Genomic DNA, 15,142 nt, shown 5'->3' on the forward strand with positions numbered 1-15,142 from the left:
ACTATGCAAGCAATGACCATTTCCCAATTTGGCGATAGCAACGTATTCAGCGCGGCGGATGTGCCGATCCCAGAATTAAAACCCGGCCACGTGTTGGTTAGGGTTGCTGCTAGCAGCGTGAACCCGGTGGATTACAAAATCCGGGAAGCCGGTGCAGATTTACCCTTTGCGCCCGCACTACCTGCCATCCTTGGGATGGACTTTGCTGGCACTGTGGTTGGCGTCGCCGACGACGTAGACGGCTACAAACTTAATGATGAAGTGTATGGCTGCGCTGGTGGGCTCGGTGGCTTACCCGGCAGCTTAGCAGAATACATGCTGGTGGACGTGCGCCTGATGGCACACAAGCCAAGAAGTCTGAGCATGCAAGAGGCTGCGGCACTTCCGTTGGTGAGTATCACTGCCTTTGAAGGGTTGCAACGCGCCGGGGTCAAGGCTGGACAGCAAGTTTTGGTGCACGGTGGCTCGGGTGGCGTTGGCCACATCGCCGTGCAACTGGCCAAACATCTCGGTGCGGATGTGTATGCCACCGGCGGTGGTGATGCCCAGTTACAGCTTATTTCTGCACTGGGTGCCACTGGCATCAACTACAAAACCAGCACGGTGGATGATTACGTCAATCAGCACACCAACGGGCAAGGCTTTGATGTGGTCTTCGACACGGTCGGCGCTGAGAATTTGACCTCATCGATGCTGGCAAGCAAATTGAACGGGCACATCGCCACGACTGTCTCGATGGTGGAGCTCGACCTCACTCTCGCGCACATCAAAGGCTTGTCGATGCATGTGGTGTTTATGTTGATTCCCATGATTCACGACATAGGACGAGCTGCGCATGGCGACATACTTAAACAAGTTGCTGAGATTGTGGACGGTGGTGCGTTGCGTCCGGTGTTGACCGAAAAGCAATTCCAGCTGAGTGAGATAGCTGCCGCACATGATTACGCCGAAGCGGGCACCGGCCTAGGCAAAGTCGTAGTGAGTCATTAACACGAACACAGCACGAGACATCACGATGAAAACAATTTTGATTACCGGCGCAACCGATGGTATCGGTCTTGTCACCGCCAAAAAACTCGCCGCGCAAGGCAACAATCTGTTGGTTCATGGCCGCAGTGAAGTGAAATTAACCGCGGCGGTGTCTCAGGTTTCGGCGGCCGGTGCCAGTTCAGTGCGGCCGTACATGGCTGACTTGTCAGACCTGGAAGCCACGCACCGGCTTGCGGATGACATCGAACACGACCACGAGTTCATTGACGTGGTGATTAACAATGCCGGCGTGTTGAAGACGCCTGTGGCCATTGCGCCCAATGGTTTGGACATGCGATTTGTGGTGAACACCTTGGCGCCGTATCTATTGACGCGGCGACTACTGCCTTCAATGCCGAATACTGGTCGGGTAGTCAATCTTTCGTCCGCTGCACAAGCGCCGGTCAATTTGGCTGCGCTGAATGGTGAGCAAAAGATCGAAGACGCAATGAACGCCTACGCGCAAAGCAAGTTAGCGATCACCATGTGGAGTGCTCACCTGGCCGCTGAACTCGGTGCCGATAAACCAGCGATTATTGCGGTAAATCCGGGCTCGTTACTGGCCAGTAAAATGGTCAAAGAAGGGTTTGGTGTGGCAGGGAAAGACCTCGACATTGGTGCCGACATTCTTATTCGAGCAAGCTTGGATGACGCGTTCAAGCACGCCTCGGGCAAATATTTTGATAACGATTCCGGTGCCTTCAGTGCGCCACACCCTGACGCGACTGCGCCAGATAAATGCCGCCAATTGGTGGCGCATCTGGATGCCATACTGCAACGCGTACTGGGCGACAGATCCCACTCGTGAGGGAAAAGGGGAGGTACGCGGGCTGGTTTCAGTGCAATAACTCTAGCCGCTGACCAGTCCGTGTATTTGTGTTGCTGCAACGCAACTACTTGATTATTAGGTGAAGCGCCAATGTCACTTTACTGTGCTACGCTTAGGTCACCTGTAATGATAGATCACGCTCCTTGTCCCTTCACTGTGCGCGTGTAAAAGTAAGCTATGTCTAATCAGCAAGCTTGGTTTTTAGATATCCAAGAAAGACCAAGTCCTACCGACGTACCAACTCAGTCAGTCAGAATTACTGCGGTTGCGCCAGACTCACCAGCCGCAGCGTTGAATCTCGCGCCAAAAGACTGGTTTGTGCGTGTAAACGACACGCCAGCAGCGTGCGCCGATGTACCCGAGATACTGGTGTCAAATGAACAGGTAACGTATGAATTCTTGCGCCAATCTGATAACACGCGAATCATTGTTTTAACGGCTGCATTACCCCTTGGCATCCGCACAGAATTGACGTCTGAGGACATTGTCGCGAGTTATCAATCCAAATCGGTAAGTGAGTTTGACGGTCTACGCATACTCTGGGAACGCCAAGCGTACTCGCAGATTCGGCGCATCTGTGACGCGCAACAGGCAAGTAACGGCACGGCCGACGAGGCAGCGTGTCGCGACTTGCTCATTGCTGTGTGTGACCTGGAAGAGGGCGTCGCCGATAGCCAAAAAGCCTACGATACGGTTGTGGCGTTTAACAAAAAGCATGGCGATTTTCTGACCACCGATGTTACCGGCATCTTGGATTATTATTTGGCACAGAAATTCCGTGCCGAGGACGATATGCACCGCTATCAAAGCGCCATGATGCGTGCCATGGAGTCGCCCTATAATCAGGCGTCGACCAGGTTAAAAGCTGAAGCCGATGCCAATAACGTAACTTACCGCACCACAAGCCCGCATGTCGGCGGCACCTTCGGCAAAGTTGAGGGTATGGAACTGCTGGTCGGGGATAAAACTCATACATGGAACGACGCCACCGTGACACCATACTGCTTAATGCTCACGTTTCGCGGTAATAAGCCGTACGACAACGCACTGAAGGTGTATCGAAGTGTCTACCCGTTTCTGCAAAACACACTGCGGCCCATGATCGTCATGACCAGCGAACGTGATCGCCCGACAGACCATCCCGAGCATTTTGCCTCCGAAGACGCTCTGATTAGTGAAGGCGTGCCATTCTACGTGCTCTACGGCTACAAAACAGCCTGGGCCGATCTGGTCCTAGCCTGCGCCCCGGAATTTATCGCCGTCGACAACCAAACCGGCAAAATTCTCTGGCACGCCGACTTGAATGATGATTATGCATATTGGGAGATGATGGCGTTGGTTGGTACGCCAGGGTGATTCGCAAGCCCGCGCTTTTTTGGCAAGCCCGCGCTTTTTTGGATAGAAACAGAGGCAGCTTGCTGCTATCTACACAGTTGCACGATTGAAACACTGGTATGATTTTGGCTAAGCCCGAGTAGACAGCGGCGAACTCTGTGAAGCGGTTTAGCCGTGACGCATCGTCCGGGTTATAACGGGGGTTAAAGAGAACTAGTCAATTCAAGGGGGGGCATATGAAACGATTTAACAGATCTCGGGATATCAATCGCTTTGAGCAGGACTTTGCCGAGGCGGTTGAAGAGGCGAAAGGCGGGAGTCTTTTTGTGTTTATCTGTGACGGCAACGGGTGGGATGCTAAGGCGCTCTCGCGCTTGTTTCAAGGGTGCCCAAAACCTTTGATCGGCGGTGTTTTTCCACAGATCGTGCACGATACTGAGCACTCAGAATCGGGTTATTTAATTGTGACCACCGAGCTTCATCTGACGCCGGTACTGATTGAAGGGCTGGATGATGACGCGGTTGATTTCGAGTCAACACTCAATTCATTAATTGACGAAGACGTCGACATTAATTCAATGATTGTATTTGTGGACGGCTTATCCGCTCGAATCAGCACCTTTGTTGATTCTTTGTTTGCGCTTTTTGGCGCTGATGTAAGTTACGTTGGTGGCGGTGCTGGGTCGCTTAGTTTTGAACAATCTGCGTGCGTTTTGTCGAATGCCGGGCTATTCCAAAGTGCCGCCGTGATTGGGCTGCTGGCAAAACCCCTTCAGATAGAAGTTGGACACGGTTGGGTGCCGGTTAATGAAGGGCATTTCGTCACCGATGTCGAGAAAAACGTGGTTAAGGAAATTGACTACAAAAACGCGTTTTCCGTATACCAATCACTCATATCGCGTCATTTAACCGACACCAATATTACGTCAGAAAATTTCTTTGAAATCGCTCAATCATTCCCGCTCGGCATCAAAAAAATTGACGGTGATTACGTGGTTCGCGATCCGATTTCTGTTACCGAGGAAGGGCACTTAGTTTGTGTCGGTGAACTCGCCGAGGGCGACCATGTTGACATCCTTCGCGGCAATGCAGACGCGTTGATCGAATCGTCCAGACAGACGGCTGGCAGATTACTGACAACATCCAACGAAGGCGGTGAGGTGTTGGTTATGGACTGCATTTCACGCGCCTTGTTTCTGCAGAGCGACTTTGAGCTGGAGCTGCAAGCGATAGCCGAGCGATTTGGCGAAAACCACTCAATGTTTGGCGCACTCGTCCTCGGAGAAATTGCTAACTCTGGCAGTGGGTATTTGGAGTTCTATAACAAAACCACCGTCGTTTCCCTGCTTTAGATTCATGGATAAGGTTCAACTAGAAAAGCACACGAGTCTGTTGTACGAAATCGCCATGTCGATTGGTAATTCGTTGGACCTTGATGTCTCTCTCAAGGAATCGCTCACCACGTTGCTGCGCAAACTCGATGGAATTGGTATTGGCGTGTTTGATCAACGCGACCCAGAAAAACCGATTGCGCAAATCCCCATTCGAGGGCAAAAAGCCTATGTGCCGCTGGTCAAAGAAGCGATTCAAGTAAAATCTGACAGCCCCACGACGCCACATGTTCTACTCATACGGGAGGGGGAGAATGAGCTCGGGTACTTTTTTAATTTGCCCAACACCGGTGTTCTATTCTTTAGAAGACGAAAACCGCTGGACGCGGTCACAATCAAGGTATTGAACAGATTATGTGCCAAACTGGATCAGAGTATTCAGGCTTGCTTTGCAACCCAAGAATTGAATCGAAAAGAGCGTGAATTGCAGAATTCGCTCATCCAGCTACAAAAAGCTCAAGAATACAAAGATAAGTTTTTAGCCACCGTCGCGCATGAAATACGCACACCGCTCAATGGCGTGGTTGGATTTATCGAGCAACTCGCCGACACCGATCTTAACGAAACGCAACGGCACTACATCGACGTCATTAATCACAGTTCCGACAGCTTGATGGGGATCATTAACGATACCTTGGACTTCTCCAAAATCGATTCAGGCAAGCTCGAACTGGATTTTCACGCAGTGAATCTTCACGAGGTGCTGCTGCCGGCGATTGAATTGTTCAAGTGCAAAGCGAGTGAGAAAAATATTCTACTCGTAACACAAATCGACGCGGGCCTGAGTCAAGGCGTGATGAGTGATTCGTTACGCCTGAAACAAGTTGTTAGCAACCTGGTGAGCAATGCCATCAAATTTACTGAGCAAGGTCGAGTCGATGTCAATATGGCGCTGACCGAGGAAAACCAAGACGCATTACGCGTGCGTTTCTCAGTGCGTGATACGGGAATCGGGATTGATTCGAATAGTCTGAATGACATATTCAATCCTTTTTTACAGGCCGAGAAAGCCACGGCACGTCGCTTCGGCGGTACCGGACTTGGGCTAGCGATATCGTATCAATTAGTCAAAAAACTAGGCGGCACGCTGTCGGTCAACAGTGAACCGGGGCAGGGCAGCGAGTTTGCCTTTGAATTGACGTTCGAAAAATCCGAGATACCCAAAGTACCTGAAGACACCGTGGTGGAGACCGACGCGTTCAAGGGGCAAAAAATACTTGTCGCAGAGGACAATCAGGTCAATCAAATGCTGGTCAGCGCTATCCTAAAAAGCATCAACGCCGATTTTACGATCTGCAACAACGGCGCTGAAGCGCTTGAGGCGTTCGAGCGAGAGAAATTTGACCTGGTGTTGATGGACATCAACATGCCCGTCATGGATGGCCTGCAATCGCTACACCACATGCGCGAGCATGAACGAACCCAAGCCAAACCAAAAACGCCCATCATCGCGCTCACCGCGAATGCGTTGGTTGGAGACCGCGAAAAATACATCGAACACGGCATGGATGACTGCCTTGCTAAGCCGTTAAGAAAAGCGGAGTTATTTCACGTATTTGAGGCGTGTTTGTCTGAGAAGGTGCGGGACGTGGATGGTTAGTTTGCGTAGGGTTTGGATCAATACGTCGTGATAGATCGTTGTCAGTGAGGCGGCGGGGATCGCAAAACATATTGTTTTGTTTCTAAAGTGTCGAAGTTTAGGCTTGATCTAAACTTCTACGGCTAACAAAAAATCATCTTGAGCAGCTCAAGATGATACTCAAAGCTTAAGTGGCAAGTATGCGCGGGCTTAGACCGCTATTCGTTTAAGCTTATCCAATAACATTGGGTATCGCTGCTCTGCAATCAAAGGGTGTATGTGTGCCGATAAAATTTCATCAGCATATTTGTTATTCAAAACTTCCTGTATCTCGGACTTTAAGAAGCGTTGAATCGATTGATCTGAATTTTTGACTTCCTCGACAATCGTCGTTCGATTATCTATTACGTAGATGATGTCCTCAAAATCATGACTAGTTCTGTAATCGCCCTGGCCGCGATGATTAAAAGCTTCAAATTTGGTTGCTAAGTAGCATGGTGCTGGCAGTATTTGAATAGGAGTATCTTGGACTTCTATCTTTTGTATTGATTCGAACCCAACTTGATACCAGCGGTTTGTTGGGCCACGCATTGTGTCTGTTGCAGCCATTATGTCTACAGCAATATCTTTGTAGCGGTAAGAGCAGATTGCATGGCCGTGTAAGTCTGGGTGAAAGCCAAGCTCAGCCAACCTTTTGTCTAACCTATGTTGATCTATATCCACTATAGTTAGAGTTAAATCCACATCCTGAGTTGGTCGAACTTCGTCTGCCGCTGTATCGTCGGCGTATACGCTTACGACGGCACCACCAACAAATACAACTGATTCATTAAGCTCCCTGAGAGCATGTGCTATTTCGGCGACAACTCCAAGGTTGATTGTTCTGTTTTTCATATCGTTATTTGCCTAATTGAGAAGGCGGTGCTTAATCTCGGATATGGCTATCTTCTTTTCTCTAGCGTTGCCAAGCCTGATGGCATCAACCAAGGCTAATAACTCGTAAAGTACCGGGTCGTTGCTTACTGCTTCTGGTACGGATTTGTACAGAGGCGTTATTGATTGGCCTCTAGCTTTGCCTTTAGCGTATGGCCACACGTAATTGTCATCGCTTTGTATTTGCTCGTTAAGCGGTGGAGCACTATGCGCTGTTGGTACGCCACGGACAATTGAGCCAGGGCGTTGAGGAAATGCATAAGGCAAACCAAATTGAATAAAATCTACGAGTGCGAGTCTCCTGACTTTTCGCCCAGAATCATCGATCAAGCCTGCGTATTTCGACCTGTTCAATGATTTACTCATTTCAGATTGGCTTAGCCCTAATTGTTGGGCAGTAGGGGTTTGTAGCCATGGCTCGCCTTGGTGAGACGCTATTTTTAGAAGCACCACAACATCTTGCGGTCTCATACTAGATTGTTCGTTTTTCATATCATATATTCCATATTCGAATATGGAATATATAGGAAGAATGTATTCAAAATCAAATCCCTATATCAGATTAACCCTGTTTTACGTTGATCGTAAATGACGAATTTAAAGGGGGTAGAGCCGATGTGGTCACGGTAAAACTGCCCACAGGGCTACATTATTGCAGAGCTTAAAATCTGACTAAGCATGAGCAGCTCTGCAGATTGGATGCGCCGTAATCAAGCGGTTATATGCTGGCTCGGTAGCATTGCGGCGCATCGGTGGGGCGGCGGGGATCGCAAAGATAAGGTAAGTGCATGATAATAAATAAATTAAATTATAATCGATTGTCTATATACCCTCATAAATACCCCAAAGTTGCTCGTTATTGCCGGAGGCTATGTTTTTTTTAGTAGATTAGATCTAAATTCATAGTCAACAGGTATAGCGAAATGCTGCTTTAGTCTTCAGAGCCGTCAGGCTTTAAATCCTCAAATTTCGCAGCCATGGTAGGATTCTTCCGCGTAAGCTTCTTAATCGTTACATCCTGCGCTTTGTCATTTGCAAGGCGTAGATTTCGATCTGTCCCTAAGAGAGCGTCTTTTGTCTTCTGGAGATGATTAATTGATTTGTCTATTTCATCTATTGCAGTTTGAAATTTCCTCGAAGCCAGATCATAATTTTTGGCAAAAGCAGTCTTAAACTGGTCTAAGTCGTTTTCGAAGTTTGTTATATCAATACTTTGAGACTTAACAAGAGCGAGCTCAGTTTTGTACTCCAGAGATTTCATAGCCGCATTTCTTAGAAGAGTAATTATTGGGATGAAGAATTGAGGTCGTATGACATACATCTTGGGATATCGATGAAACACATCAACAATACCGGAGTTATATAGCTCACTCTCTGGCTCAAGCAGTGAGACGAGAATGGCGTACTCACAGCCTTTTTCCTTGCGATCTTTATCCAGCTCCTTCAAAAAGTCTTCGTTCTTCTTCTTGGTCGCCGTAGTGTCACTCTCATTCTTCATTTCGAACATTATCGACACAATCTCAGTGCCAGCATTGTCAGTGTCACGGAAAATGAAATCTCCTTTACTTCCCGAACTCGCATCGTTATCTTTTTCGAAATAGGCATTAGGAAAAGCCGTGGAACGGATGCGGTTAAATTCAGTTTCACAGTGTTGTTCGAGCGTTTCACCGACCATTTTTGTTGAAAGGCGAGCCTTCATATCCCGAAGGCGCTCAATAGCATCATCTCGATCTTTAATCTGGGTTTCATATTTATCTTTCAGCGACTTCTCTGCAAGCTGTTTTTCTAACTCTGCCTGTTTAAGGCTGCTACGAAGCTCATCACGCTCTTTTTCTACTTTCCCAAGCGCCTCTGAAATAGCAAGCTTTTGAGTCGCCTCGCTAGCACTTAGCCTTTCCTCAGCTAGTTTCGATGCGGCAAGACTATCTTGCCGAGCCTTCTCTAGCTCATTTGCTAGCAAATCACGCTCTTTTTCAACAGTTTTTAAAGCCTCAGTAACTGCAAGCTTTCGCGCGACCTCTTCGGCTTCTAGTTTCGCTTCTAGCTTTTTGATCTCCGTATCTTTTGCCGAGGCAATTGCCTGCATGTCGTTTCTGACATTGCTCTTCGCTAACTCCACCTCTTTGAGCTTGTCCTTTTCTGCTAGTTCCAGCCGTTCATGCAACTGCTTTTCAAATTCGCTATCATGAACCTGCTTCAAAATATCAGCATATCCAGCCTCATCAACTTTGAAAGCTTTCTTACAATGCGGACAAATAATCTCATTCATTCGAAATATTCCTTGAAAGTTTGGTACTAAAATTTAAACAGTCTGAGCCTGTATAAACGCCCTCATACTTCGTATTGAGTCCTGAAGCTGATCGTCGGTATAACGTACATTGTGAGTGTTTTCGGGATGATGAATTTGATGCCTTATATATTCGCTAAGTATTACTTGCCGCGCAGGCCTTGGAACGCCATTCGTCAACTGTATGTAGCTCATTGTTCCCTTGCCGTTCCTGTAAGCACTTAATAAATCTTCGCTCTCGATAAAACCATATAACTCATTGTGGTATTCATCGTTCGACTCGCCGAAAGCTAAATAATTGACCTCGTTAAGCGATGGATAGGGCAAATCACCACGCTCTACATTAATGACCTCTTTTGCAGGAGAAGACTTAATTAGCTTTAAATGCTCAAATTGCAACATCTTGACTATTGACGGACTGTGAGTTGTCAAAAGAACCTGTGTATTTTCTGCTTGAGAAAGCGAAATGAATGCTTCAATTAACTTTCTTTGATGACTTGGGTGCTGTGAAGTTTCAGGCTCTTCTATAGCATAAATAATGTCAGGGCTATCACTTTCGTTTTTTCGCCTTTCCGCCTCAGCACGAAAAAAATTTAGCAAAACCAATCGCTTAACTCCGCTACCTCTCTTGTTTATTGGGATATCATCATCCCCAGTAATAGAAACGCTCTTAAAGACGTCAACCCATTTAAGACTTTCAGGGCTCGGTATAACTGGATTTAAACTGTCTGCAATCTCAGAATTCATTTCATTCAATTTTTCTAATGTTTGAGATGCGACTTGATTTAGCTTAGTTTCAACCTCGCTAGCAACATCATTCAAACTATTCATTAACCGCTGATCCCTTAATATTTCTTGAACAGCCAATTTCATGGGATTTTGAACTTCAGTATCGCCATCGCTGTTTTTTCGATCAGATTGAAATAACGTGAAAACAGGGAGATGCTTTTTAATTTGCTCCCAAGAGTTTTTGGCCTCAATTTTTGCCAATTCTATCTCTATTTCAGAGAGCCCGAGATCTTCTGAATAGTATTCCCAGATAGTCTTTCTAATCTCCGCGTTCTTGGTTTTATCTTGGCAACCCATCTCATCCGTAAGCAGTTTTTTCAGATCAGTCTGTTTCTTCAAAAGTAGATCAGAGCATTCTCCTCGAGTTGGATGATAAGCTTTAACGAACACCTTTTCTTTTCCGGCGTTGGGGTATTTTTTTATAATCGTTAGCTTACCGTCCTGCCCAAGAAGATACTCATCTTGTAAACGTGTTGGGTTTGTTGCATCTATTGTTAGTTCTTCTGGAAGGCTTCCGAATACAACACAAATTTTTATTTCTGTATTGCCTTCAGCAATTCCTTGCTTGTTGATATCGTCCTTATCAATCTTGATTGTTCCCTTGTTATCATTAAAGAAAATGTCAAGCGCCTCAAGAATTGTTGATTTGCCGATGTCATTTTTTCCAACAAATACGTTTAGATCATCGAAATCAATTTCAATTTCGTCACTGTAAGATCTGAAGTTGGATAGTATTAGTTTTTCAATTTTCATGCTTTCCTCCCTGATGGATGTGTTTTTATCTTACTCGATTTTTTTTAAAATTCTCAGCCTGTTCAAAAATTTCCTTATAGATCTCATCGCGATCAATTGGCGGGTAGTTCCATTCATCAAGAAGTAGGACTAGTGTAAAATGGAGATCGGCTCTAATGTCTTCACGTTTATTCCAGTCAGTATACCTAGCTTTGTCATCGATGACTTTTTTTACCTCTTTGGCTAACCCAATCATTCTATCTTCAGGGTAGATGAAATTGTAGTGGTCTGATATTCGAGTGCTTGATTTGCGTTGGTTTAAAAATGTGCTTAAATTGGTAGTCAAACTACCAAAATAACGAAATATCTAAACTAAAAATAGAATCTGGTTTAAAAATAATCTATCATTGGTAGTATGGCTACTAATAATAAAGTAAAATTAAACTCTCTTTTGCGATCTCAGCCTTCGGGCGTGGTGCTTGCATCCTCATGGTTGGTTGATCAGGGATACAGTTTTGAGTTGCTGAAGCAGTATAAGAAGAGCCGATGGTTTGAATCTATAGGGTCTGGCGCTCTCGTGCGTTATGAAGATCAGGTGGATTACTTGGGCGGTGTTTATGCGCTTCAGACTCAATTGGGTTTGAGCATACACCCAGCGGCTAAAACAGCATTGTCATTGCAAGGGAAGGCGCATTATTTGGAAATGAGTGCGGATAAAGCTCAGCTCTTTGTCAGCCTTAACGAAAACGTACCGCTTTGGTTTAAAAAATATGATTGGGGTTTAGCGTTAGAAATAACGTCAACTTCCTTTTTACCGGCGGACTTAGGCCTGGTTGACGTTGAGCACAAAAGCTTTTCTGTTAAGGTATCAAGCCCTGCGAGGGCCGTGATGGAGTGTTTATACTCTGTGCCTAAGTCGCAGCCACTGCTTGAAGTGTATGAAATCATGGAAGGGCTGAATAATCTTAGGCCTGCATCTGTTCAGGCTTTACTTGAAGCGTGTAAGTCGGTCAAAGTGAAACGTTTGTTTCTCTACCTGGCAGAAAAGGCCGGGCACGATTGGTTTAATTATCTCGATTTGAAAAAGGTCGATTTGGGTTCGGGTAAACGGTCAATCGTACAGGGCGGTACGTACGTGCCGAAATATCAGATAACCGTTCCAAAGGAATTGGAGGTAGTTTCATGAACATCGCGTATCGCAAACAGGTTGGTCTTTTGCTAAGTGTGTTACCCGAGGTGGCCAAAGAAGCGTGTTTCGCGCTGCATGGAGGCACAGCGATTAATTTGTTTGTACGGAATATGCCAAGGCTATCCGTTGATATTGATTTAACGTATACCGAGGTAGCAGAACGCCAACCGACGTTAAATGCAATTAACGACGCCTTAGCTCGAATCAGAGAGCGAGTTGAGCGCTTACTTCCAACTGTGCGGATTCAACACAAGCCTGAAATTTGTAAATTGAGGATTGATCAGGGCGGTACTCTGATCAAGGTTGAAGTGAATATGGTTGGGCGAGGGTTGTTAGGTGAGGTGGTTAAAGCTCAATTATGTGATGCAGCCCAAGAAGAGTTTGACGCGTTTTGTTCGGTGCCCATGGTGCCACTAGGGCAGCTTTACGGCGGTAAATTATGCGCTGCTTTAGATCGCCAGCATCCGCGAGACTTATTTGATGTAAAGCTGCTGTTAGAGAACGAAGGCTTGAATCAAGAAATTAAAGAGGGTTTGATTTATGGCCTGTTAAGCGGAGGCAGGCCAACGCATGAAATGCTCGCGCCGAATTTAATTGATCAACGGCTGGCGTTTGAGAATCAATTTGAAGGCATGACCGCTCATGCGTTCACCTACGATGATTATGAAGAGACTAGGGCTCTTTTGCATAAGCTGGCATTGGAGAGCCTAAGTGAATCTGACAGAGATTTCTTGCTCGGTTTCAACCGGCTTGAGCCCGATTGGTCTATTTATCCTTATCAAGACTTTCCTTCTGTGAAGTGGAAGATGTTGAATCTAGAAAAATTCAAGCGGAATGCTCCTGAGAATTATGATAAACATTTGAGTCAGCTCGAAACGCAGCTGAGCTCATGATTTTTCAACTGGAAAATACGTAATGTATGGATCGTCTCGCTTTTGTATACTCATCGCCGGAGTTTAGTTTGGGACACCCGGGCGAACTTATCTGGACACCGGCGAACTTATCTGGACACCCATCAGAAAAGTAAACCATCTAAGTGTGTCGCACATAAAAGCAGCTTTTTAACTTCATATCTTCTTATTATCTCAGAAAAAGAATCATATAAGTTGCTATCATTTTGACATGAAGCTAATATGCTTCTTTATTGTTTGCAACGTCAGTGTTGGTAATGAGCTCTCTACTAAAGCAGATTAAAAAAAGACGTTTAGCACTCGGTTTTACACAAACTGATATGCAAGACCGAGTGGGCATACTGCGTCAGGTTTATCAACGCTTAGAGTCAAAGGGGAATCCACGTCTCGCGACGTTGGAGTTGGTGGCGGCTGGCTTAAATAGTGAGCTTATGTTGATCCCTTTAGAGAAGGTCGCTGCGGTAACGGCATTACTGGAAGATTCCGGTAGTGGTCAGTTAGAAAAACACATGCAAACCGAAAGCCTAGAAGACGATCCATGGAGTGATCTTTTGAGCGATGATGAGGACCATTCATGAGCGTGAATAATGACGTGAATTTTCTAAAGCTTAGTTTGCATGGCGCATTAGTTGGGTATCTGGCCGGTTTTCGAAACGGAAAAAACAGCCTTATTTTTTCCCAAGAATTTCAGCATGATCCTAATCGCCCAACGTTTAGTTTAATTACGCACCCTAGTTTTCCTAAGTCACAAGCGTTGGTTTCCGGGGTGTGGAACAACAACCATCGGTTGCACCCGGTACTCTCAAATCTACTGCCCGAAGGTGTATTACGCGAGTTGATAGCTCAAGCGTTGAAAGTACATATTGATAACGACTTTCAAATATTGTCCTATCTAGGTGAGGATTTACCTGGTGCTCTGGTCGCCACAACCTTAGATCCTAGTGAAGTGCCACATCATGTGTTGTTGCGTTTAGGCGAGGTTAGGGCGATTGACTTTGACGATAGTTTTTACGAAAAGCGAGCGCAGGAGAATAAATTTTCGCTGGCCGGTGTGCAGATGAAGTTTTCGATGAGAGCAAAAGATGGGCGGTATAACTTATCTAAAGATGGTGCTTTGGGTGATTGGATAATCAAAACCCCGTCTACACAGTATAAAGACGTGCCGCAAAACGAATTTACGGCTATGACGTTAGCTTCTTTGGCCGGTGTTGACGTGCCTGATATGAAGCTGGTGGAACTGGATAAGCTCGATAATCTGCCATCGATCAAGTTGCCCAATGAGACGTTTGCGTTTGCAATTAAGCGATTTGATAGAAATGGTGATGAACGGGTTCATATGGAGGATTTCGCCCAAGTGTTAGTCAAACAGCCTTATCAAAAATACGGCGCGGCTAATTATGAAAATATTGCTCAGGTGCTTTACCAATATTCGGGCGATCGATTGGCCGACGTGCAGCAATTCGCCAGACGACTATTGGTTAACATTTTGCTTGCTAATGGCGATGCACACTTAAAAAACTGGAGCCTGATTTATCCTGATATGAGAACACCCAAGCTGTCGCCCGCGTACGATATTGTGACCACGCTTGTGTATATTGACGGCGAAAAGGACTTCGCTCTGAATTTAAATAAAGAAAAGAATTGGTACAACGTGAACTATTCACATTTCGAAGCATGGGCTAAAAAGGCGGATGTTCCTTGGAAAGCTGTTCGATTTCATCTTGAGGACACATTAGATAGAGCGCGAACAGTTTGGCCAAAGGCTATCAAAGATTTGCCAATGAATGAAGAACATAAAATTAAGCTTGCCGAACACTGGGGTAGGCTGAATTCTAATTTTCGGATTGGTTAGTGATGGTCTGGGGAGTAAATAAGAATGGCACACTTGGGTGTCGGTCGTTCACGCGCATCGCCCGGATTGCGGGTTCTCACCCGGACGTCCGGCCCAAATAAAAAAGACACCCTTGGGTGTCGATTGTTAGATGGGAATTCCTGCTGAGTTAGATCTCCAGCACTCGGCTTTGCCTCGCGCTGCACTAGCGCCTTTGGCGCGTCGGTCGTTCACGCGCATCCTGCGCTACCACGACACTCGCACGTCCAGGTGCATCGCCCGGATTGCGGGTTCTCACCCGGACGTC

The 15,142-nt window shown here is 46.2% G+C and carries 13 protein-coding genes and 1 pseudogene; 9 read left to right on the forward strand and 5 right to left on the reverse strand.

Translation table 11 applies throughout. From position 1 onward, the window contains the following. The first annotated feature begins 3 nt into the window (after nucleotides 1-3). The 5 genes from IE055_RS03965 to IE055_RS03985 all read left to right on the forward strand — a co-directional run bounded on the left by IE055_RS03965 (nucleotide 4) and on the right by IE055_RS03985 (nucleotide 6,184). Nucleotides 4-990: a zinc-dependent alcohol dehydrogenase family protein gene (locus IE055_RS03965; RefSeq protein WP_189398936.1), complete on the forward strand. Its 987-nt coding sequence runs from the start codon at nucleotides 4-6 to the stop codon at nucleotides 988-990. Between the two features lie 25 nt (nucleotides 991-1,015). Further along, entirely contained in the window at nucleotides 1,016-1,837 is an 822-nt protein-coding gene (locus IE055_RS03970; RefSeq protein WP_189398686.1) for an SDR family NAD(P)-dependent oxidoreductase, read from the forward strand. A gap of 198 nt (nucleotides 1,838-2,035) precedes the next feature. Next, nucleotides 2,036-3,214, forward strand: a complete 1,179-nt coding sequence (locus IE055_RS03975) for a PDZ domain-containing protein (protein ID WP_189398687.1) — start codon at nucleotides 2,036-2,038, stop codon at nucleotides 3,212-3,214. Nucleotides 3,215-3,429: 215 nt separating this feature from the next. After that, nucleotides 3,430-4,545: an FIST signal transduction protein gene (locus IE055_RS03980; RefSeq protein ID WP_189398688.1), complete on the forward strand. Its 1,116-nt coding sequence runs from the start codon at nucleotides 3,430-3,432 to the stop codon at nucleotides 4,543-4,545. Nucleotides 4,546-4,549: 4 nt separating this feature from the next. After that, nucleotides 4,550-6,184 (forward strand): ATP-binding protein, encoded by a 1,635-nt coding sequence (locus IE055_RS03985; RefSeq protein WP_189398689.1) that lies wholly within the window; start codon nucleotides 4,550-4,552, stop codon nucleotides 6,182-6,184. A gap of 189 nt (nucleotides 6,185-6,373) precedes the next feature. Here IE055_RS03985 and IE055_RS03990 read toward each other — a convergent pair whose 3' ends face one another. The 5 genes and pseudogenes from IE055_RS03990 to IE055_RS18040 all read right to left on the reverse strand — a co-directional run. Next, complete coding sequence (locus IE055_RS03990) at nucleotides 6,374-7,057, reverse strand: hypothetical protein (protein WP_189398690.1); 684 nt, start codon at nucleotides 7,055-7,057, stop codon at nucleotides 6,374-6,376. A gap of 12 nt (nucleotides 7,058-7,069) precedes the next feature. Then, nucleotides 7,070-7,588 carry a hypothetical protein gene (locus IE055_RS03995; RefSeq protein WP_229794121.1) on the reverse strand — a complete coding sequence of 173 codons (519 nt, stop codon included), beginning with the start codon at nucleotides 7,586-7,588 and terminating at the stop codon, nucleotides 7,070-7,072. A gap of 439 nt (nucleotides 7,589-8,027) precedes the next feature. Next, the gene (locus IE055_RS04000) at nucleotides 8,028-9,365 is read right to left on the reverse strand and encodes a DUF2130 domain-containing protein (RefSeq protein WP_189398691.1); all 1,338 of its coding nucleotides are present in this window, start codon (nucleotides 9,363-9,365) and stop codon (nucleotides 8,028-8,030) included. A 33-nt stretch (nucleotides 9,366-9,398) separates the two neighbouring features. Then, the gene (locus tag IE055_RS04005; RefSeq protein WP_189398692.1) at nucleotides 9,399-10,925 is read right to left on the reverse strand and encodes an ATP-binding protein; all 1,527 of its coding nucleotides are present in this window, start codon (nucleotides 10,923-10,925) and stop codon (nucleotides 9,399-9,401) included. A 25-nt stretch (nucleotides 10,926-10,950) separates the two neighbouring features. Next, nucleotides 10,951-11,187 (reverse strand): annotated as a pseudogene (locus IE055_RS18040) (type I restriction enzyme endonuclease domain-containing protein); the annotation flags it as partial. Nucleotides 11,188-11,319: 132 nt separating this feature from the next. Between IE055_RS18040 and IE055_RS04015 the strand changes: the two are divergent. The 4 genes from IE055_RS04015 to IE055_RS04030 all read left to right on the forward strand — a co-directional run bounded on the left by IE055_RS04015 (nucleotide 11,320) and on the right by IE055_RS04030 (nucleotide 14,856). Then, a complete protein-coding gene (locus IE055_RS04015; RefSeq protein WP_189398694.1) occupies nucleotides 11,320-12,090 on the forward strand; it encodes a type IV toxin-antitoxin system AbiEi family antitoxin in 771 nt (256 codons plus the stop codon). Continuing rightward, complete coding sequence (locus tag IE055_RS04020) at nucleotides 12,087-12,986, forward strand: nucleotidyl transferase AbiEii/AbiGii toxin family protein (protein ID WP_189398695.1); 900 nt, start codon at nucleotides 12,087-12,089, stop codon at nucleotides 12,984-12,986. The genes IE055_RS04015 and IE055_RS04020 overlap by 4 nt, the downstream gene beginning before the upstream one ends. A gap of 275 nt (nucleotides 12,987-13,261) precedes the next feature. Continuing rightward, complete coding sequence (locus IE055_RS04025; protein ID WP_189398696.1) at nucleotides 13,262-13,582, forward strand: helix-turn-helix transcriptional regulator; 321 nt, start codon at nucleotides 13,262-13,264, stop codon at nucleotides 13,580-13,582. Next, entirely contained in the window at nucleotides 13,579-14,856 is a 1,278-nt protein-coding gene (locus IE055_RS04030) for a type II toxin-antitoxin system HipA family toxin (RefSeq protein ID WP_189398697.1), read from the forward strand. Before IE055_RS04025 ends, IE055_RS04030 begins: the two co-directional genes overlap by 4 nt. Nucleotides 14,857-15,142: the final 286 nt, after the last annotated feature.

This window comes from Arenicella chitinivorans (assembly GCF_014651515.1).
Lineage (GTDB): Bacteria > Pseudomonadota > Gammaproteobacteria > Arenicellales > Arenicellaceae > Arenicella > Arenicella chitinivorans.